We start from the raw sequence: 18,872 nt of genomic DNA, 5'->3' as shown, positions 1-18,872 counted from the left end.
AATCTCCCCGAGGAGCGACGTCATGACCCGCGCGGTCGTCCTGTTCACCTCCGATCTGCGCCTGCACGACCATCCGCCGCTGCGCGCCGCGCTGGCGGCGGCCGACGAGGTGGTGCCGCTCTTCGTCCGGGACCCGGGCGTGCACGCCGCCGGGTTCGACGCGCCCAACCGCAGCGCCTTCCTGGCCGACTGCCTGGCGGATCTGGACGCCTCGCTGCGGCGCCGGGGCGGCCGGCTGGTCGTGCGCAGCGGCCCGGTCGCCCGGGAGGCCGCCGCGGTGGCGGCCGAGTGCGGGGCCGCGCAGGTCCACGTGGCCGCCTCGGCGACGGGCTACGGGCAGCGCCGGGAGGAGCGGCTGCGCGAGCACCTCGGTGCCCGCGGGGTGGACCTGCACGTGCACGACGCGGTGACCACCGCCCTCCCGCCCGGGCGGGTCACGCCCTCCGGCTCCGACCACTACGCGGTGTTCAGCCCCTACTTCCGCCGCTGGTCCGCCGAGCGGCTGCGGGACACGTGCCCGGCGCCGCGCACCGTGCGCGTGCCCGAGGAGGTGCGGGGTGAGCCGCTGCCGTCCCGCGAGGCGCTCTCCGGGCTGTCCCCTGGGCTTCCCGCGGGAGGCGAGGAGGCGGGCCGGCAGGCGTTCTCCCGGTGGGCCCGGTCGGGGATGTCCCGGTACGAGGAGCGACACGACGAGCTCGCCGCCGACGGGACCTCGCGCCTGTCGCCGTACCTGCACTTCGGCGCCCTGTCCCCGGTGGAACTCGTGCGGCGCGCCCGCGCGGACGGCGGCCCCGGGGCGGAGGCGTTCGTGCGGCAGCTGTGCTGGCGGGACTTCCACCACCAGGTGCTGGCGGCACGGCCCGACGCGTCCGTCCGGGACTACCGCACCCGCGGCGACCGGTGGCGGAGCGAGGAGCAGGCGGCCGAGGACGTCGCCGCCTGGCGGGAGGGCCGTACGGGCTATCCGGTCGTCGACGCGGCGATGCGTCAGCTGCTGCACGAGGGCTGGATGCACAACCGGGCGCGGCTGCTGGTCGCGAGCTTCCTGACCAAGACGCTGTACGTGGACTGGCGGATCGGCGCCCGGCACTTCCTCGACCTGCTGGTCGACGGCGACATCGTCAACAACCAGCTCAACTGGCAGTGGGCGGCCGGCACCGGCACGGACACCCGGCCGCACCGCGTCCTCAACCCGGTCGTGCAGGGCAGGCGGTTCGACCCGCGCGGGACCTACGTGCGCCGCTGGGTGCCGGAACTGCGCGACGTGGAGGACCGGTTCGTCCACGAACCCTGGCGGCTGCCCGAGGACCGGCGCGCCGGCCTCGACTACCCCGGGCCGCTGATCGACCTGGCCGAGGGGCTGGCGCGCTTCAGGCACGCCCGCGGCCGTGACTGAGAAGGGCGGACGCGCCGTGCACTGGCTCTTCGGCGACCAGCTCGGTCCCCACTTCCTCACCCCCGGCGAGGCGGGGCCGGGACGGGACACGCCGCTGCTGATGATCGAGGCGCGGTCGGTGTTCCGGCGCCGCCGCTTCCACCGGGCCAAGGCGCACCTGGTGCTGTCGGCCATGCGGCACCGGGCGGCCGAGCTGGGCGACCGGGTGAGCTACGTCCGCGCCGGCACCTACCGGGAGGGGCTGGAGCGGGCCGCGGGCGGCCGGACGGTCACCGTCCACCACCCGACCTCGTACGCCGCGGCGCGGCTGGTGCGCTCGCTGCCCGGGGTGCGGGTGGGACCCGCGCGGGGGTTCCTGGTGCCGATGGGGGACTTCGCGGCCTGGGCGGGCGGGCACGGCGGCGGGCGGCTGCGGCAGGAGGACTTCTACCGGTGGGTGCGCCGGGGCCACGACCTGCTGATGGACGGCGACGCCCCGGCCGGGGGCCGGTGGAACCTGGACCACGACAACCGGCAGCCCCCGCCGCGCGACGCCCCCGTCCTCGACGTCCCGCCGCCCTACCGGCCGCGCGAGGACGGGATCGACGACGAGGTGCGCCACGACCTGGACCGCTGGGAGCGCGACGGCGACGTGTCCTTCGTGGGCCGGGACGGGCCGCGCGCCTTCCCCGCGAGCCGCGCCGAGGCGCGGGCGGCGCTCAAGAGGTTCCTCACCCGCCGGCTGGCGACCTTCGGCCCCTACGAGGACGCCGTGCTCGCCGCCGACCCGGTGACGAGCCACAGCCTGCTGTCGTCCTCGCTCAACCTCGGCCTGCTCGACCCCGCGGAGTGCGTCGGGCGGGCGGAGGCGGAGTGGCGCGCCGGCCGGGCGCCCCTGAACAGCGTGGAGGGGTTCGTCCGGCAGATCGCCGGCTGGCGCGAGTACGTGTGGCAGCTCTACTGGTACTTCGGCGAGGACTACCGCCGCTCCAACGCCCTCGGGCACACCGCCCCGCTGCCCGCCTGGTGGGACGAGCTGGACGCGGACGCGGTGCGGGCGAACTGCCTGCGCACGGTGCTGGCCCAGGTGCGGGACACGGGGTGGACCCACCACATCCCCCGGCTGATGGTCCTCGGCAGCCACGCGCTCCAGCGGGGCTGGGACCCCGCCGCGGTCACGGACTGGTTCCACCGCTGCTTCGTGGACGGCTACGACTGGGTCATGGTGCCCAACGTGGTCGGCATGTCCCAGTACGCCGACGGCGGCCGGACGACGACCAAGCCGTACACGTCGGGCGGCGCCTACCTGCACCGCATGAGCGACCTGTGCGGGCCGTGCCGCTACCGGCCGGGCGACCGGACCGGCGAGCGCGCCTGCCCCTACACGGCCGGGTACTGGACCTTCCTGGACCGGCACCGGGAGCGGCTGGTCCACAACCACCGCACCGCCCGGCCGGTGCGCCAGCTGGAGCAGCTGGCCGACCTCGACGAGGTGCGCCGCCAGGAGGGCGCCCGCGGTGACGCACCGCCATGAGGCAATCGCTGCTGGGCCGGTGGAGTGACCGTCATCCGGGCGGCCCGCCCGCCGATCAGGAGTCGCCGCATCCATAGCGGGGCACTCAGCCGAAGCACTGGTGTGCGGGTGATCGAGAGCGACAAGGGGTTGTCCATGCTGGGACTGCGGCCCACGGTGGCCGAACAGGTCGGGAGGGTCGACGGTCCGCTCACGGCCCGCGACGCGGCCCGGGCCGTCGAGGCGGAGCTCGGGCGCCTCCTCGACGAGGCGCTGGGGCGGGCCCGCGACACCGATCCGGTGTTCGCCCGTGATGTCGCCGGACGCGTCGCCTCACTGGTGCTGCGGGGCGGGAAGCGGCTGCGCACGGCGTTCGCGTGGTGCGGGTGGCGTGCGGCCGGCGGATCGGGGGACGCCACGGCGGTGCTGCGCACGGGCGCGGCCCTGGAACTCGTCCAGGCGTGCGCGCTCATCCACGACGACGTGATGGACGGGTCCCCGCTGCGCCGCGGCGGACCGGCGGTGCACGTGGACCTCGCCCGCATGCACGAGGACGCGCGCATGACGGGCCCGCCCGAGGCATTCGCGACCTCCGCGGCCGTGCTCGCCGGTGACCTCGCCCTGGCCTGGGCGGACGACCTGATGACGGAGACGGCCCTCGGCTCGCCGCACGGCCCGCGGCTGCACCGCGAGTGGCAGGCCATGCGGACCGAGATGGTCGCCGGGCAGTACCGGGACATCCACGCGCAGGCCACGGGCGCCTCCGGTGTCGACGAGGCGGTGACCATCGCCACCCTCAAGAGCGCCCTGTACACGGTCGAGCGGCCGCTGGCCCTGGGCGCGGCCCTGGCCGGTGCCGAGACCGCCGCCCTGGACGCCCTGCGCTCCGCCGGACGGTGTGCCGGCCTCGCCTTCCAGCTCCGCGACGACCTCCTGGGTGCGTTCGGCGACCCGGCCGAGACGGGCAAGCCGGCCGACGACGACCTCCGCACCCGCAAGCTCACCTGCCTGCTCGCCGTCGGCTCCCGGCTCGCCGGGGACTCCGGCGACCGGGAGGCCGCGGACGCGCTCGCCCCCGGTGCGCGCGCCGCGTCCGACGACACGGTGCGCCGGATGCGAGCGGCGCTCGAACGCACGGGCGCGCGGGCCGTCGTCGAGGCGAGGATCACGGAGCTGGCCGCGGCGAGCCTGCGGCACTTCGACCGGTCCGGTGCCGCGCCGTCGGTGCGGCGGGAGTTCGCGGCCCTGGTCGAGCGGGCGGCCGGGACCGCGCCGCGGCGCACCGGGGAGGCGGCGTGAGGACCGTCCCGGGTGCCACGGACCACGTCGTCGTGGTGGGTGCCGGGCTCTCCGGGCTCGCCTGCGCCCTGCATCTGCTGGGTGCCGGCCGCCGCGTGACGGTCGTCGAACGGGACGCCGGGCCGGGCGGCCGGGCGGGCCGGGTGCGGCTGGGCGGCTACGAGGTGGACACCGGGCCCACGGTCCTGACCATGCCGGACCTGGCCGACGAGGCGTTCGCCGCCGTGGGCGACAGCCTCGCCCGCCACGTCGAGCTGACGCCGCTGCACCCGGCTTACCGGGCGGGTTTCGCGGACGGCAGCTCGCTGGACGTCCACACCGACGGCGCGGCGATGGAGGCCGAGGTCGAGCGGTTCGCGGGACCGGCGGAGGCGGCCGGTTACCGGGGGCTGCGGGACTGGCTGGAGCGGCTGTACCGGGCCCAGATGCGGCGGTTCATCGACACCAACTTCGACTCCCCCTTCCAGCTGCTGCACCCGGACCTGGCCCGGCTGGCGGCGCTGGGCGGTTTCGGACGGCTGGACCGGCGCATCGGCCGCTTCCTCTCCGACCCGCGGCTGCGCCGGGTCTTCTCCTTCCAGGCCCTGTACGCCGGGGTGGCGCCGGCCAGGGCCCTCGCGGCGTACGCGGTGATCGCCTACATGGACACCGTGGCCGGCGTCTGGTTCCCCAAGGGCGGCATGCACGCGCTGCCCCGCGGGATGGCGGACGCGGCGGCGGGGGCGGGCGCCGAGTTCCGCTGGTCGGCGGAGGCGACCTCGCTGGAGCGGTCGGGGGGCCGGGTCCGTGCGGTGCGGCTGGCGTCGGGCGAACGCGTCGCCTGCGACGCCGTGGTGCTGACGTGCGAGCTGCCCGCCGCGCACGCCCTGCTGGGGCGCGCCCCCAGGCGCCCGGTGCGGCTGCGGCACTCGCCGTCCGCCGTCGTCCTGCACGCCGGGACCGACCGCACCTGGCCCGGCCTCGCCCACCACACCCTGTCCTTCGGCGCCGCCTGGGAGCGCACCTTCGACGAACTCACCCGCTCGGGGCGGCTGATGAGCGACCCCTCCCTGCTGATCACCCGGCCGACCACGCACGACCCCGGCCTGGCGCCGCCCGGCAGGCACCTGCACTACGTGCTGGCGCCGTGCCCGAACACCGACGTGGGCCCCTCCGGCGCCGAGTGGCGCGACCTGGGTCCGCGCTACCGCGACAGCCTGGTCGCCGAGCTGGAGCGCCGGGGGCTCGACGGGTTCGCGGCGAGTGTCCAGGAGGAGCTGCTGGTGACGCCCCTGGACTGGGCGGCGCAGGGGCACGCGGCGGGCAGCCCCTTCTCCGTGTCCCACACCTTCGCCCAGACCGGCCCGTTCCGCCCGCGCAACCTGGTGCGCGGCCTGGAGAACGTCGTGCTGGCGGGCTGCGGCACCACCCCCGGTGTCGGTGTGCCGACGGTGCTGATCAGCGGCAAGCTCGCCGCCGCCCGCGTGACCGGCGGGGCTCCCGCCGGCCGTCGCGCCCCCACCCGTCCGGCACCGCGCGGCGCCCGGGCCGTGTCCCTGACCGCGGAAGGCACGCATGACCCGTCGTGAACTGGACGCCGCAGGCATCACCGACCCCGCTCTGCGGGCCGCATACGCCGAGTGCCGGCGGCTCAACGCCCGCCACGGCAGGAGCTACTTCCTGGCCACGCGCCTGCTGCCGGTGGAGCGCCGGCCCGCCGTGCACGCGCTGTACGGCTTCGCCCGCTGGGCGGACGACATCGTGGACGACCTCGACCGGCACCGGACGCCCGCCGAACGCGACCGGCTGCTGAAAACCCTGGAGGGGGACCTCGCGCACGGGCTGCGCACCGGTGCGGGCGACGAACCGGTGGTGCGGGCGGTGGCCGACACCGCCGAGCGGTACGGGATCGAGCACACGCTGTTCGCGGACTTCCTTGCCTCGATGCGCAGCGACCTGCACGTCACGGACTACCCGGCCTACGCCGACCTGCGGAGCTACATGCACGGCTCGGCCGCGGTGATCGGACTGCAGATGCTGCCCGTGCTGGGCACGGTCGTCCCCCGCGAGGAGGCCGCCCCGCACGCGGCCGCCCTCGGGGTGGCCTTCCAGCTCACCAACTTCCTGCGGGACGTCGGCGAGGACCTGGACCGGGGCCGCGTCTACCTGCCGGCGGACCTGCTCGGCGCCCACGGCGTGGACCGGCCGCTGCTGGAGTGGAGCCGGCGCACGGGCCGCACCGACCCGCGCATCAGGGCGGCCCTCGTCGCCGCGGAGGACCTGACGAGACGGGAGTACCGGGTCGCCGAGGCGGGCATCCCGATGCTCGACCCGCGCACCCGCCCCTGCATCCGCACGGCGTTCACCCTCTACGGCGGCATCCTCGACGCCATCGCGGACCAGGGGTACACGGTCCTGCACCGCCGGGCGGTGGTGTCGCGCCGGCGCCGCGCGGCCGTGGCGGCGGCCGGCGTCGTACAGATCGCCGCCGCGCGCCGGCGTGCGGCCCGCACCGGGCGCCGGGCACCGGGCCCGGACGCCGCCCCGCTCGAGTCGAAGGGAACTGTGGGATGAGTGACCGGGCGGACCGGGCCCGCTGGACACCGCCGCTGCGGCGACGCCGCCGGGCGGACTGGGCGAAGCAGACGCCGACCTGGCGGGAGGCCCGGCCGGCGCTGATCGCCGACGCGCTCGGGCGTGCCTCGGCCCGGCCCTCCGGCAACTGGTTCGTCGTCGGCGCCTCGCGCGAGGTGCGCGCGGGCCGCCCGTACGGCAGGACCGTCGGCGGGACCGAGGTCGTGCTGTGGCGGTCGGACTCCGGGGAGCTGCGCGCGGGCCCGGGCGTGTGCCCGCACCTGGGTGCGCCGCTGCGGGACGGCCGGGTGGTGTGCGGGACGCTGGTGTGCCACTGGCACGGACTGGGTCTGGACGGCGGCCCGTTCGCGGGCTGGGACCCCTACCCGGTGCACGACGACGGCGTGCTGGTGTGGGTCCGGCTGGACGCGGTCGGCGGTGAGGAGCCGACGGAACGCCCCGTGGTCCCGGCGCGGCCGGCCGCGGTCAGCGGGGTGGACGCCGTTTTCACGGCCGTCGGGCGGTGCGAGCCCGAGGACGTGGTCGCCAACCGGCTCGACCCCTGGCACGGATCGTGGTTCCACCCCTACTCGTTCGTCGACCTGACCGTCGCCCGGCCGCCCCGGGGCGAGGACGACGACGCTTTCGTCGTCGACGTCTCCTTCCGGGTGACGGACCGCCTGGTGGTGCCGGTGCGGGCGGAGTTCACCGCGCCCGAGCCCCGCACGGTCGTCATGCGCATCACCGAGGGGGAGGGCCGGACCTCGGTGGTGGAGACCCACGCCACGCCGCTGACGGCCGCGGGCGCCGACCGGCCGCGGACCGCCGTCGTCGAGGCGGTCGTCGCCGCCTCGGACCGGCGCGGCTTCGCCCTGGCGCGGGCCGCGGCGCCCGCACTGCGCCCGCTGATGCGGCGGACCGCCGGGCGGCTGTGGCGCGACGACCTCGCGTACGCCGAGCGGCGCTGGGCGCTGCGCAGTACGGGCCGCTTCCCCGGGTGAGGGCCGGGGGCGGTGGTCAGCCGCCCCCGATGCCGCTCAGGGCGCGCAGGGCCGCGGACCGGCCGGCCCGGGGCACCGTCCACAGCGTCTGGCCGCGTACCCCCCAGTCCGCGAGGAGCCGTCCGGCCGCCAGGAACCCCGTGGTGGCCGCGCGTTCCATCAGGGCCACGGGCAGGTCGCTGCGGATCGCGTCGCCGGCCAGGGTCACCCTCGGGTGCGGCGTCGCCACGGTGGGCCGCCGCGTGTGGGAGCCGACCGGGAAGAAGGGGCAGTCGGCGCGCCATTCGTGCCGGGCGTCCACGATGCGCGCCCGCCGGGTCTCCGGGTACACCCGGTGCAGGGCGGCGATCAGGCGGTTCCGCACGGTCTCCGGCGCCGCTCCGGCGGCGACGGCGTAGGCGTGCAGTTCGACCACGGAGCCGCCGGTGCGGGCGGCCCAGCGGGCGGCCTCCCCCTCGTAGCGGTCGAGGACGCTGATGTTGTCGAGGCCGTCGTAGCCGCTGGTGCCGAGGAAGCCGGGCCGGTGGGCGGAGACCGGCCGGTCGAGCCAGAGCCGGGAGACGAGGAAGGGCGGGGCGGTCGTCAGGGCGGCGACGTCGTCGCGCCAGGGCTCGGTGCCGAGGTCGGGCGACGCGGCGATCACCCCGCGCAGCGCGCCGGGGTCGAGGGCGAGGACCGCGGCGTCGTAGCGGTCCAGGGTGCCGTCCGTCCGCACCTGGACTCCCCCGGCGTCGTCGGGGTGGACGCCGCGCACGGGGGTGCCGGTGCGCAGATCGGCGCCGAGGCGCTGGAGGTAGTCGCCGAGCGGCTCCCACAGGGCCTGCGGGAAGGGCTCGGCGGGGACGTCGAAGAGCAGGCCCTCCGCGGAGCCGAGGAAGTAGATGTGGAACATCAGCAGCAGTTCCGCGGCGGACAGTTCGCGCGGGTCGGCGAAGAAGCTGCGGGAGAACACCTCGAAGGCCAGGTGGTGGGCGGCCTCGGGGAAGCGGACGCGTTCCAGGAACGCCGTGGCGCTCGTGCCGTCGAAGCGCTCGTAGACCTCCGGCACGCGGACGTCGAGGAGCGGGAGTGCCGCGCGGGCGTCCATGCCGGCGAGGTCGCGCCAGCCGAAGGTGGGGCTGAGGGCGACGAAGCCGAGCGCGCTGAACGGCGGGGTGCGCGGGACGCGGGCGAAGCTGTCGGTCAGTCCGCCGCTGTGCCGCAGCGGGTAGTCGGGCAGGGGCCGGAGGCGGTCGAGGCCGGGGTCGGTGCGCCGCAGCAGGCCGCGCAGGTTGTAGTACTGGCGGAAGAAGGCGTGGAAACCGCGGCTCATGGTCACCGGGGACCCGTCGGAGAGCCGGGTGCGCCAGCCGGCGAGGCGGCCGCCCAGCGACTCCTCGCGCTCGTAGAGGGTGACGCGGGCGCCCCGTTCGGCCAGCAGCGTGGCCGCCGCGAGGCCGGCGATGCCCCCGCCCGCCACGGCGACGCGGGGCGCGTCGCCGGGGGCGAACCGGGCCCGGCCGGGCGGGGGCTGGAGGATCTCGGCCTTGCGGTCGCGTCCGCGGCGGGCGGTCATCGGGCGTCCTCCGCGGCCGGGGCGCCGGTGCCGTTGCCGTTGCCGTTGCGGGCCACGAAAGTGTGCACGATGCCGGTCTGCCATCCGGCGACGGGGGCGGCGCGTACGCCGGTGAAGCCCGCGCCCGCCAGGCGTGCGGTGAAGGCGGGGGCGGTGTCGAAGTCGAGGACGCTGCGCCACAGGTGCCGGTAGAGGGCGCGGTCGCCGCTCAGCGTGCCCGCGGGGATGATCACGCCGTGGCACACCGCGGTCCACAGGGCCCGGTGGGCGGCGGAGCCGCTGAGGCTGTACTCGTGGACGGCGAGCCGGCCGCCCGGCCGCAACAGCGAGCGGACGGCCCCGAGGACCCCGTCCGGGTCGGTGACGTTGCGGAACAGGTAGGCGGCGAACACGGCGTCGTACGGGCCCTCCTGGGCCGTCGCCTCTTCGGCGGTCAGGTGCCGGAACCGCACGCGGTCGGGCCACGGCTTGGCCAGTGCGCGCCGCAGCATCCCGGAGGAGGCGTCGACGGCCGTGATCCGGGCGCGCGGCGCGGCCCGCAGCAGGGCCTCGGTGGAGGCGCCGGTGCCGCAGCCGAGGTCCAGCACGTGCATCCCGGCCCCGGCCCGGGGCAGCCGCAGGCGGCGTGCCGAGCGCAGCAGGTCGGTGCGGTAGCCGGGGTTGAGGGACGTCAGGCGGTCGTAGGTGTGGGAGGCGTGGTCGAAGGCGCGTGCCAGTTCGTGGTCGCGCAGCAGTGTCATCGGGGGTTCTCTCCGGTTCGTGGGGCGGGTGGCGGACGGCGTGGCAGGAAGGGCAGTTCGACGGCGGTCCGGAGCATGGGCCCGACGGGGGTGCGCAGGCCGATGCCCCACTCCTCCCAGGGGGTCGTGTCGCCGTCGAGGAAGCGCAGCAGGCGTTCGGGCGGGACACGGCGGAAGAGGTCCGTGAAGAAGCGGGGGCCGTCGACGCGCCCGGTGTCCAGGGCCCGCAGCAGCACGGCGTCCATGGCGAGGGCCCGGCGCCCGTGCGGAGGGGGGACGTCCGCGCGTCCCGCGTGCAGGGCGGCGGCGATGGCCCGGCTCTGCCGCTGCACGGCGGCGAAGGTGTAGCCGGTCGCCGGGCGGGTGGCGCCGCCGGCGGTGCCGATCCGGAAGACGGCCGGCCCGACCCGCCGGGCGAAGCGGGCGTCGGTCATGGGGATGACGCCCTGCTCCGCCGACTCGACCGTGAACGCGCCGAGCCGCAGGACGTCGCGGCAGTAGTGCGCCAGTGCCGCCTCGTACGCCTCGGTGGTCAGCGGCGTGCGGGAGAACTCGGTGTACTCGACGAGGGCCCGGTCCGGCGCCGTGGGGAGGACGTAGCCGAAGGCGAGCCCGTGGCGCGGCTGCGGCACCCGGAAGTCCATCAGGTCGGCGACGCCGGGGTCGAAGCGATCCGTGCGGGTGCGCACGAACCAGCCGCGGAAGTGCTGGAGGAGACGTGTGCGGGCGGGCGGAAGCGTGGGGTCCGGCCGGGAGTCGAAGACGTGGCGTGCCCGCAGGGACAGCGTCCGGCCGTCGGTGCCGGTGCAGGGCACCTCCGCGCCGTCGGCCGTGTCGCGCACCGGGCCGGCCGTCGCGCGCAGGACGCGTACGCCCGGGGTGCGGGTGAGCCGGGTGTGGACCAGCCGCTCGAAGTCCGTGGACCGGAGCATGCGGTAGGTCAGCGGCGACGGCCGGACGGTGACCGGGCGGCCGTCGGCGCCGTGCACCCGCAGCGTGGCCCAGGACGCGCTGACCGCCTCGTCGAAATCGGCGGTGCCGCGGTCCCAGTAGCACCAGGTCCGTTCGGGAGGGCGCAGCGGTCCGTCGGGGGCCTCCACGAGGGTGACGGTGAGGGGGGAGGCGGACGCGGTCAGCCGGAGGGCGAGGCTGAGTCCGGCGGCGCCGCCGCCGAGGACCGCCACGTCGCACCGTTCTCCGGCGGCCTCGGGGGGCCGGCTCACCCGGGGCGCCGTTCGGCGGCGGCAGAGCCGTCAGCGGCGGTGCGCGGCGCTCCGGCGTCCGTGTCCGCGGCGCCGGCGGGGGCCGGCACCGCACGTCCGGGCCCGGTCCGCCGGGCGCGGGGGCCGCTGGTCGGCACCGCCAGGTACGGGGCGCCGGGCGCCGCCACCGGGGCGGACGCACCGCCCGGGACACCGGTGGCACGGGCCACCCGTACGCGCGCGCCGTCGAGGTCCACACTCCGCTCCCAGTCGCAGGCAAGGGCACCGGCTCTTCTTGCTCCATCGTCTGTTCCCCGCGCCGGGCGTCCCCGGATGCGGCTTGCGTGATCCGGCCGGCTGTCACCCGGATGCCGGAATACCCGGCCGCCGCATGCGCGTACCCGACGAGGGGCGTCGTCTCACCTGCGTACGACGGACTCGACGACCGCGACGGCCTCGGCCAGTCCGGGAGGGTGCGGCAGCCCGGGCGCGGTCTGCCCGGCCCAGCCGGGTCCGAGCGTGAGGACGGCCGGCTTCCTGCGCGCGCCGCGCACGCCCCACTCCATCGCCGCGATGTGCCGGGCCAGGGGGCGGCTGGCCGTGGTCCGGGACTGCGCCCACAGGCCCACCGCGGCCGGGCCCGTCCTGCGGACCGCGGCCACGAGGGACTCCACGGGCAGCGAGCCGCCGAACACGCGGATCGGCAGGCCCCGTTCGGTCAGGGCGGCGGCCAGCACCTCGAGCGGCAGGGTGTGGTTCTCGGCGGGCGCGCAGGCGAGCACGGTGACGGTGCCGGGGCGGTCGGCCGGCACGGGAGGCGCGTGGCGGCGCAGCGCGCCGGAGACGTGCCAGGACAGGAAGTGCTCGACCTCGACGTACCGCTCCCCCGAGCTCTCCCACTTGCGGCCGACCGCCTGAAGGGTCGGCATGATCACCTCCGTCCAGGCGGTGACCAGGCCGTACCTCTCGATCGCGCCGGTCAGCAGCTCGTCGAGGGCGGCGGCGTCGAGGCGCAGGGCCGCGCGGGCGACTCCCCGGCACTCCTGGCGGGCGTCGCCGAGTCTCAGCCCCGCTCCGGCCCGGCTGCGCGCGCGGGCCGCCGGCGGCGGGGCAGGGGGGCCGCCCTCGGCACGCGGGGGCGTGACCGCGTCCGTCCCGCCGAGGGCCAGGCGGGCGGCCTCGGCCGGGGGCAGGCCGGTCGCCGTCAGGGCGCACATCCGCGGCGACAGCGGAGAGCTCGGCGAGTTCGCGTCGCTCCACAACGTGAGGCCCGGAGACCGGGTCGAGGTCCTACGGGCCGGAGCCGAACCGGTCCGCTACCGTATCGTGGCCCGCTCGACGGTGCCCAGGGACGCGATCCCCGCCTCGGCCTTCCGCCGTGCCGGGCCGCCGGTCCTGACCCTCATCACCTGTGCGCCTCCCTTCGTCCCCGAGGACGGCGGCTACCAGGCCAACCTGATCGTCACCGCGGAGCCGGCGGGAGGCTGACGGTGTCACATGTCGACCCGGCGCATCTGGCGGAGCTGGCCCTGGGGAACGGCGTCTCGCCCGACGACGTCCGTGCCCTGCGGCACGTCGCCGGGTGCCGGCGCTGCCGCGACGAGCTGCGGATGATGACCCGGATCGTCACCGCGGTCCGCTCGGTCGAGGAGGCGGATCTTCCCGTGGCCCCTCCGGACCGGGTGTGGCGGCGCATCGAGCGGGAACTGGCCGGCACCGCCGAGGCCGCCCCGGCGAGTCCGCTCCGCGGGCGGCCGGAGTCCCCGGCCGGCTCCCGCGCCCCGCGCCGCTTCCCGGGCGCACCCGGGCCACGGACCGGCCTGGTGTGCTGTCTGCTCACCGGCGTACTGGTCGCCTGGTGGCGGAGGCGAGCGGCCCGGCCGTCCGGACCGGTGCCCGCCCTCCCGCCGGGCGGGCACCGGTTCGCGTGCCGGCTCAGCCGCCGGCGAGGGCCATCAGCTTGACGAAGACCAGGGCGGGGCCGGTCGTGAGGTCCACGGTGTCGTCGAGGTCCTCCAGTTGCCGGTCGCTGTTCAGGACGAAGAAGCCGTTGGTGAGGAAGGCCCGTTCGGCCGCCTCGGTCTGGCGGCGCGCGTCGACGCGGCGGGGCGCGCGGAGACGGTGGCCGCCGGGGCCCGGTTCGGCGCCGTCGGGGCGGACCAGGCCGTCGAAGCGGTCGCCGGGGCGGGCGTTGTACCGGGCGGCCTCCTCGCCGACCCGGAGCCCGATCAGCTCCCGCACCGTCATCCGTCCGGGCAGTCCGGTCATCGTCCACTCGGCGACGAGCCTGCCCGTCGCGGTCTCGTCCCGGAAGGTCACGGAGCCCATCAGGCACCTCGCCGGATCTGGCGGAGGATGGTCTCGTCGGTGATGGCGCTGTCGGCGGCCAGTAGGAACGCCTTGCTGAGGATGAGGGCGAGCCGTTCGTCGTCGAAGGGCAGGAACACCGCGCGGTCCGCCGGGCGCCTGGCGGGGACGACGCACAGGTAGCTGTCGTCCGGTTCCATCAGGATGTTCGCCGAGAAGAGGTGGATCCGGTACGTGCGCAGCTCGCCCCGGACCCGCAGGAAGCGGCCGTCGAGCGTGCAGCGGTCGGCAATCTTCAGCCGGGGCAGGAGCCGCTCCAGCACGTCGCGGCGTGCCAGGGCGCTCTCGGTCAGCTCGCCGAACGCGGTCCGCTCCCAGTAGGCGCGCCCGGCGCCCCCGTCGGTCCAGTCGGGGTCGGCGGCGATCGAGGTCACGCCGACGAAGAGGTCCACGTCGCGCATGGCCTCGCTGAACACCAGCGGGGGCACCTCGGCGAGGCGTGCCTCGCGCCAGGCACCCTCCGTGCGGTGGTCGAAGCACACCCGGTCGGTCGAGGCCAGTTCGTCGTCGCCGACGGATTCGGACCAGGTGTGGCGGAAGCGGACCCGCCACTCCCCCGCCGCCAGGGTGCGCTCGGCCTCGTCGCCGTCCCCGTCGTCCCAGGGACCGAGCAGGCGGCTCGTCCAGCCCCGGGCCCGGAACAGGGCGAACATCCTGCGGTAGTGGACGAGATGGGCGGCGAAGCGGTTCGAGTAGGTGCCGGTGCGCTCCTCGGCCGGGGTGAGGAGGTAGATCTCGCGGTACGCCTGCTTGAAGGGCTGCCGTACGCGCCGTTCGGTGAGCAGCTCACGCCAGGCCCGTACGGCGTCCGGCTCGGAGCGCAGCGGATGCCAGAGCCGTACGGCGGCGTCGTCGGGCGCGTCGGGGAGGGCCTCGCCCGTCTCGGGCAGCACGGCCCGCCACTCGCCGGGCGCGACCTGGATCTCCCAGATCAGCCGGCCCACGAGGGTCCGGGCGAGGGGGTGGCCGGCCAGCTCGGCGCGCCACCGGCCGTACGGGGGGACGGTGTCGACGGTGAAGCCGCCCTCCAGCGCCCGCAGGAGGGTGGCGAGCTGGGCGTTCAGCCGCTTCACCAGGTCGCGCAGCTCCCTGACCAGGGCGGCGTGGTCGCGGCGGACCGGCGCCGGGACGGAGCGCAGCGGGCGGCCGTCCTTCTCCCAGGTCAGCGCGGCGGTCTCGGTGACCGTGACGACCGCCTCGTAGTCCCCGGCCGTCCGGCGCAGGACGCCACCCGCGGCGGAGCCCCCGTCGGCGGCGGTGAAGTCCGTCCGGGGCAGCCGCAGTGCCACGTCGGTGCGTTCGGCCAGGGCGGCGTCCACCTTCTTGAGCATCCTGTCCAGCTGCTTGGGCACCCCGGCGTGCCGGACGGTCCGGCGCACGGTGCGGATCGCGGTGACCAGCTCGGGTGTCGGGAAGTCCTGGGCGGCGCGCACCACTTCGTACAGCAGGGCCTGGGAGGGGAGCGTCCTCGCCGCCGTCGGGGCGAGGGCGAGGCCGGGCAGGAGCCGGTCGAACAGGCCGGGCAGCCAGGGTTCGTCGCGCAGCAGTGCGACCCGCAGGGCCTGGCCGAGCGAGGTGATCTCGCGGTCGGTGAAGGCCTTGTCCGCCCGGTAGGGGATCTCGCCCGCGCGGATCGCGTCGGTGCGGTCGGCGGCCGCCTCCAGCGCGCGGCGGGCGAACGCCAGGTACGCCGGGCTTTCGGCCGACCGCCGCCACGCGTCGACGTGCGGCGGGACGAACCTGCTGTCCCGGTCCGTCCCGGACAGCGCCGTCTGTTCGGGCAGGGTGAGTCCGGCGATGACGGCCGTCTCGTCGGCGACGATGGGGCCGACGTCGCGGGAGAGCCGTGCCACGGCCGCGTCGAGCGTCTCGTCGCCGGCGAGCGTCGCGACCGCGAGCAGCGCGTACGGCCGGCGCACGCTGTCCTTGTCCAGCTGCGCCCCGACCAGGGCGCGGGCCGGCCAGGACACGTCGGGCAGCGGCCCGGTGCAGTGCTGGAGCGCGTCCAGGCCCAGGGTGAGGTCGGCCCCGCCGTGCTCCTCGCACTCCTCGACGAGCAGGTCGAACAGCCGGCGGCAGGCGGAGGGTGTGAAGCGCGGCTGCCGTTCCCTGGCCTCGGCGCGTATCGCGTGGCCGGCCGTGCGCATCGGACGCGGGGCCGAGGGGTCCGTCCGCAGGGCCGCGACGAGCAGGGTGCCGAGCTCCTCGTCGGAGACCTCCGCCGGGTCGGGGTGGCCGTCCTCGCCGAAGTCCGGGTCGGTCAGCGCGCGCATCAGCAGGTCGGCGGGGCTCGTCGGGCCCCTTTCCCGGTCCCGGGTCCCCAAGGCGTCGTTCAGCATGGCCGGATGATGGCAGGAAGCACTGACAACACTGATCACGCCGTCGGCCGCGGGCGTCAGGCCGTCCCGTCGCGCTGCCAGACCCGGGGCCAGTTCCCGGACGGCGGGGGCGGGCCCGCGATGCCCAGGTCGCGGCGGGCGAGGGCGTAGAAGGCGTCCCGCGCCCGGCTCATGCGCCGGACGGCGTCCTCCCAGCCGGCGGGGTCGTCCCGGTCGCCGCGCGCGTAGAGCTCGACGTTCCACACGGCCTCGTGCCACGCGCGGGCCGCCGCGACGGTCTCGGCGTCGCCGACGAGCAGCACGGACTCCCACTCGGCCGCGCGCCGCGTCTCGGCCTCGGCGAGCTGGGCGAGGCCCTGCTCCGGGTCCAGGGGGTCGACGGCGTGCCGGAACCCCCGGGCCGCCCCCATGCGCTGCGCGATGTTGATCTGGTGCTTCAGGGCGCTGGCGTAGGAGGCGTAGGTGTCCAGTCTGCGCTGGTCCCAGCGTTCCGCGCGGGCCCGCCGCCAGCGGCTCCGCTCCGTGAGGCTGGTGGCCAGGTAGGAGCCGGCCGCTCCTACGACGACACCGGTCAGCGCGGGCAGCTGCTCCCACAACGCGGTTCCCCCCTGGAGTGGCGCGGGCAGTCGGGGACACAGTGCCGCACTTCGCGGCCGCGGGACAGGTGGCGCGGGGCGGCGGCCGTCCGCCCCGGCACGGCCGGCGCCCGTGGCCGAAGACCGTGGAATATACCCCCCGGGGTACCCGTGTTACGGTGGACGACATACCCGGGGGGGTAATCTTCCCTGTGAAGGAGTTTCCGGATGTTCTTCGTCGACACCCTCGAGCTGGAAGGTCTCGGCAACCGTTCCTACCTGGCCGGCGGCGCGCGGAACGCGGTCGTGGTCGACCCGCCGCGCGACATCGACCAGGTCCTGGCGGTGGCCGCCCGGCGCGGGGTGCGGATATCCCACGTGGTGGAGACCCACCTCCACAACGACTACGTCAGCGGCGGTCTGGAGCTGGCCCGGGTGACGGGTGCCGTATACCTGGTGCCGGCCGGCGCCGGCGTCTCCTTCTCGCGGGTGCCGGTGGCGGACGGTGACACGGTCGGCGTCGACACCGGGCTGGAGCTGCGGGCGGTGGCCACCCCGGGCCACACCCCGCATCACACCTCGTACGTGCTGCGGGAGGACGGCGTGCCGGTCGCGGCGTTCACCGGCGGCTCGCTGCTGATCGGCACCGTGGGGCGTCCGGACCTGGTCGAGCCGCGGCTGACCGAGCGGCTGGCCCGGGCCCAGCACGCCTCCGCGCACCGCCTGGCCGCGGAGCTGCCGGACGAGACGTCCGTCCTGCCGACGCACGGTTTCGGGAGCTTCTGCTCCTCCGCGCAGGCCGACGGGGACGCCACGACGATCGGCCGGGAGAAGGCCGTCAACGCCGCGCTGACCGAGGACGTCGACGCCTTCGTGGCCCGGCTCCTGGCGGAGCTGGACGACGTGCCCGCCTACTACACGCACATGAGCCCGGCCAACGCGGGCGGTCCCGCCCCGGTCGACCTGACCCCGCCGGCCGTCGCCGACGCCGACGAGATCGCCGCCCGGCTGGCGGCGGGCGAGTGGGTGGTGGACCTGCGCAGCCGCGTCGCCTTCGCCGAGGGCCACGTCGCCGGGTCGTACAACTTCGAGGCGGACGGCAAGCTCGCCACCTACCTCGCCTGGCTGATCCCCTGGGGCAAGCCGGTCACGCTGCTCGCCGAGTCGCCGGAACAGGTGGCCGCCGCCCAGCGCGAGCTGGTCCGGGTCGGCATCGACCGCCCCGCGAGCGCCGCCACCGGGACGCCCGAGGAGTGGGTGCCCGAGGGCGGGCGGCCGGTGTCGTTCCCGCGGTCGACGTTCGCCGGACTGGCCGGACGCGGCACGGACGGCGTGGTCGTCCTCGACGTACGGCGGGACTCCGAGCGGGCCGCCGGACACATCGCGGGCTCCGTGCACATCCCGGTCCACGAGCTGCGCGAGCGGCTGGACGAGGTGCCGGCCGGCACCGTGTGGGTGCACTGCGCGGGCGGCATGCGGGCCGCGATCGCCGCGTCGCTGCTGGACGCCGCGGGACGGGACGTCGTGGCCGTCGACGACGGTTTCGACGCGGCCGGCGCCGCCGGGCTGACGGTGACCGACCCGACCGACCGCACGGCATGACCGCCCTGATCGCCGCGCTCGTCGCCGGTGCCGTCGTCGGCCTGGCCCTGGGCGGCCTCGGCGGGGGCGGCAGCGTCCTCGCCGTGCCCGCCCTGATCTACCTGCTCCACTTCGACCCGGCCGACGCGACGACGGCCGCCCTCGTGATCGTCATCCTCACCTCCGTCACCGCGCTGGCCGGGCACGCCCGGGACGGCAACGTCGCCTGGCGCACCGGGCTGCTGTTCGCCGCCGCGGGTGTCGTGCCCGCGATGCTCGCCGGCGCACTGGCCGGCCGGGTGCCCGAGACGGCGCTGGTCGTGGCCTTCTCGGCCGTCGCCGCGCTGGCCGCCCGGCGGATGCTGCGGTCCCCGGCCACCGAGCCGTCCGGCCGTCCCGTCCGCCCCGGGAAGGCCGGTGCCGTCGGTGCCGGGCTGGGTGCGGTGACCGGGTTCCTGGGCGTGGGCGGCGGCTTCCTCGCCGTCCCGGCGCTGGTGGGCGTGCTGGGTCTGGCCATGCGCCGGGCCGTCGGCACGAGCCTCCTGGTCATCACCGTCAACTCCCTGGCCGCCCTCGGCGCCCGGGCGGGCACCGGGACGCACCTCGACTGGGCCGTCGTCGGCCCCTTCACCGCGGCGGCGGTCCTCGGCGCCTGGGACGGCAGACGCCTGGCCGATAAGGTCAAGGGCCGGACCCTGCAGACCGTCTTCGCCTACGCGCTCCTCGCGGTGGCCCTCTTCATGCTCGTCGACGCGCTCCTCCCGTGAGCGGC

General features: G+C 76.4%; 16 protein-coding genes and 1 pseudogene. 10 read left to right on the top strand and 7 right to left on the bottom strand.

From position 1 onward, the window contains the following. Positions 1–22 precede the first annotated feature (22 nt). The 6 genes from AC0VYN_RS06170 to AC0VYN_RS06145 all read left to right on the top strand — a co-directional run bounded on the left by AC0VYN_RS06170 (position 23) and on the right by AC0VYN_RS06145 (position 7,741). Positions 23–1,396: a cryptochrome/photolyase family protein gene (locus tag AC0VYN_RS06170; RefSeq protein ID WP_475535108.1), complete on the top strand. Its 1,374-nt coding sequence runs from the start codon at positions 23–25 to the stop codon at positions 1,394–1,396. Positions 1,397–1,412: 16 nt separating this feature from the next. Continuing rightward, positions 1,413–2,909: a cryptochrome/photolyase family protein gene (locus AC0VYN_RS06165; RefSeq protein ID WP_475536820.1), complete on the top strand. Its 1,497-nt coding sequence runs from the start codon at positions 1,413–1,415 to the stop codon at positions 2,907–2,909. 135 nt (positions 2,910–3,044) lie between these two features. After that, entirely contained in the window at positions 3,045–4,187 is a 1,143-nt protein-coding gene (locus AC0VYN_RS06160) for a polyprenyl synthetase family protein (protein ID WP_475536819.1), read from the top strand. Then, entirely contained in the window at positions 4,184–5,755 is a 1,572-nt protein-coding gene (locus AC0VYN_RS06155) for a phytoene desaturase (RefSeq protein ID WP_475535107.1), read from the top strand. Before AC0VYN_RS06160 ends, AC0VYN_RS06155 begins: the two co-directional genes overlap by 4 nt. After that, entirely contained in the window at positions 5,742–6,740 is a 999-nt protein-coding gene (locus tag AC0VYN_RS06150) for a phytoene/squalene synthase family protein (protein WP_475535106.1), read from the top strand. The genes AC0VYN_RS06155 and AC0VYN_RS06150 overlap by 14 nt, the downstream gene beginning before the upstream one ends. After that, a complete protein-coding gene (locus tag AC0VYN_RS06145) occupies positions 6,737–7,741 on the top strand; it encodes a Rieske (2Fe-2S) protein (RefSeq protein WP_475535105.1) in 1,005 nt (334 codons plus the stop codon). The genes AC0VYN_RS06150 and AC0VYN_RS06145 overlap by 4 nt, the downstream gene beginning before the upstream one ends. A gap of 16 nt (positions 7,742–7,757) precedes the next feature. On the opposite strand, the gene AC0VYN_RS06140 is transcribed toward AC0VYN_RS06145, so the two are convergent. From AC0VYN_RS06140 to AC0VYN_RS06125, 4 genes and pseudogenes are all read right to left on the bottom strand, one after another. Next, complete coding sequence (locus tag AC0VYN_RS06140) at positions 7,758–9,296, bottom strand: FAD-dependent oxidoreductase (RefSeq protein WP_475535104.1); 1,539 nt, start codon at positions 9,294–9,296, stop codon at positions 7,758–7,760. Next, positions 9,293–10,036 (bottom strand): methyltransferase domain-containing protein, encoded by a 744-nt coding sequence (locus AC0VYN_RS06135; RefSeq protein WP_475535103.1) that lies wholly within the window; start codon positions 10,034–10,036, stop codon positions 9,293–9,295. Before AC0VYN_RS06135 ends, AC0VYN_RS06140 begins: the two co-directional genes overlap by 4 nt. Beyond that, positions 10,033–11,259, bottom strand: coding sequence for a lycopene cyclase family protein (locus AC0VYN_RS06130; RefSeq protein WP_475535102.1), 1,227 nt, complete (start codon positions 11,257–11,259; stop codon positions 10,033–10,035). Before AC0VYN_RS06130 ends, AC0VYN_RS06135 begins: the two co-directional genes overlap by 4 nt. Before the next feature lie 398 nt (positions 11,260–11,657). Then, positions 11,658–12,329, bottom strand: a pseudogene (locus AC0VYN_RS06125) (B12-binding domain-containing protein); the annotation flags it as partial. 49 nt (positions 12,330–12,378) lie between these two features. Here AC0VYN_RS06125 and AC0VYN_RS06120 point away from each other — a divergent pair. Next, positions 12,379–12,726, top strand: coding sequence for a class F sortase (locus AC0VYN_RS06120; RefSeq protein ID WP_475535101.1), 348 nt, complete (start codon positions 12,379–12,381; stop codon positions 12,724–12,726). A 2-nt stretch (positions 12,727–12,728) separates the two neighbouring features. Beyond that, positions 12,729–13,202 carry a hypothetical protein gene (locus AC0VYN_RS06115; RefSeq protein WP_475535100.1) on the top strand — a complete coding sequence of 158 codons (474 nt, stop codon included), beginning with the start codon at positions 12,729–12,731 and terminating at the stop codon, positions 13,200–13,202. Here the strand turns inward: AC0VYN_RS06115 and AC0VYN_RS06110 are convergent. The 3 genes from AC0VYN_RS06110 to AC0VYN_RS06100 are packed head-to-tail and all read right to left on the bottom strand — an operon-like array spanning position 13,174 to position 16,540. Next, the gene (locus tag AC0VYN_RS06110; protein ID WP_475535099.1) at positions 13,174–13,566 is read right to left on the bottom strand and encodes a hypothetical protein; all 393 of its coding nucleotides are present in this window, start codon (positions 13,564–13,566) and stop codon (positions 13,174–13,176) included. The two genes, AC0VYN_RS06115 and AC0VYN_RS06110, sit on opposite strands and share 29 nt — an antisense overlap. Further along, positions 13,566–15,944, bottom strand: coding sequence for a DUF4132 domain-containing protein (locus AC0VYN_RS06105; RefSeq protein ID WP_475535098.1), 2,379 nt, complete (start codon positions 15,942–15,944; stop codon positions 13,566–13,568). Before AC0VYN_RS06105 ends, AC0VYN_RS06110 begins: the two co-directional genes overlap by 1 nt. Before the next feature lie 56 nt (positions 15,945–16,000). Further along, positions 16,001–16,540, bottom strand: coding sequence for a hypothetical protein (locus AC0VYN_RS06100; protein ID WP_475535097.1), 540 nt, complete (start codon positions 16,538–16,540; stop codon positions 16,001–16,003). A 207-nt stretch (positions 16,541–16,747) separates the two neighbouring features. Here AC0VYN_RS06100 and AC0VYN_RS06095 point away from each other — a divergent pair, with 207 nt between their 5' ends. Together AC0VYN_RS06095 and AC0VYN_RS06090 are read left to right on the top strand one after the other, a co-directional pair. Continuing rightward, entirely contained in the window at positions 16,748–18,121 is a 1,374-nt protein-coding gene (locus AC0VYN_RS06095; protein ID WP_475535096.1) for a rhodanese-like domain-containing protein, read from the top strand. Beyond that, entirely contained in the window at positions 18,118–18,867 is a 750-nt protein-coding gene (locus tag AC0VYN_RS06090; RefSeq protein WP_475535095.1) for a sulfite exporter TauE/SafE family protein, read from the top strand. Before AC0VYN_RS06095 ends, AC0VYN_RS06090 begins: the two co-directional genes overlap by 4 nt. Positions 18,868–18,872 lie beyond the last annotated feature (5 nt).

It is taken from the genome of Streptomyces sp. 63XJN7_1_ISO-PGPR-S23-121, from assembly GCF_056173025.1.
This window is presented reverse-complemented; position numbering and strand designations above follow the sequence as displayed.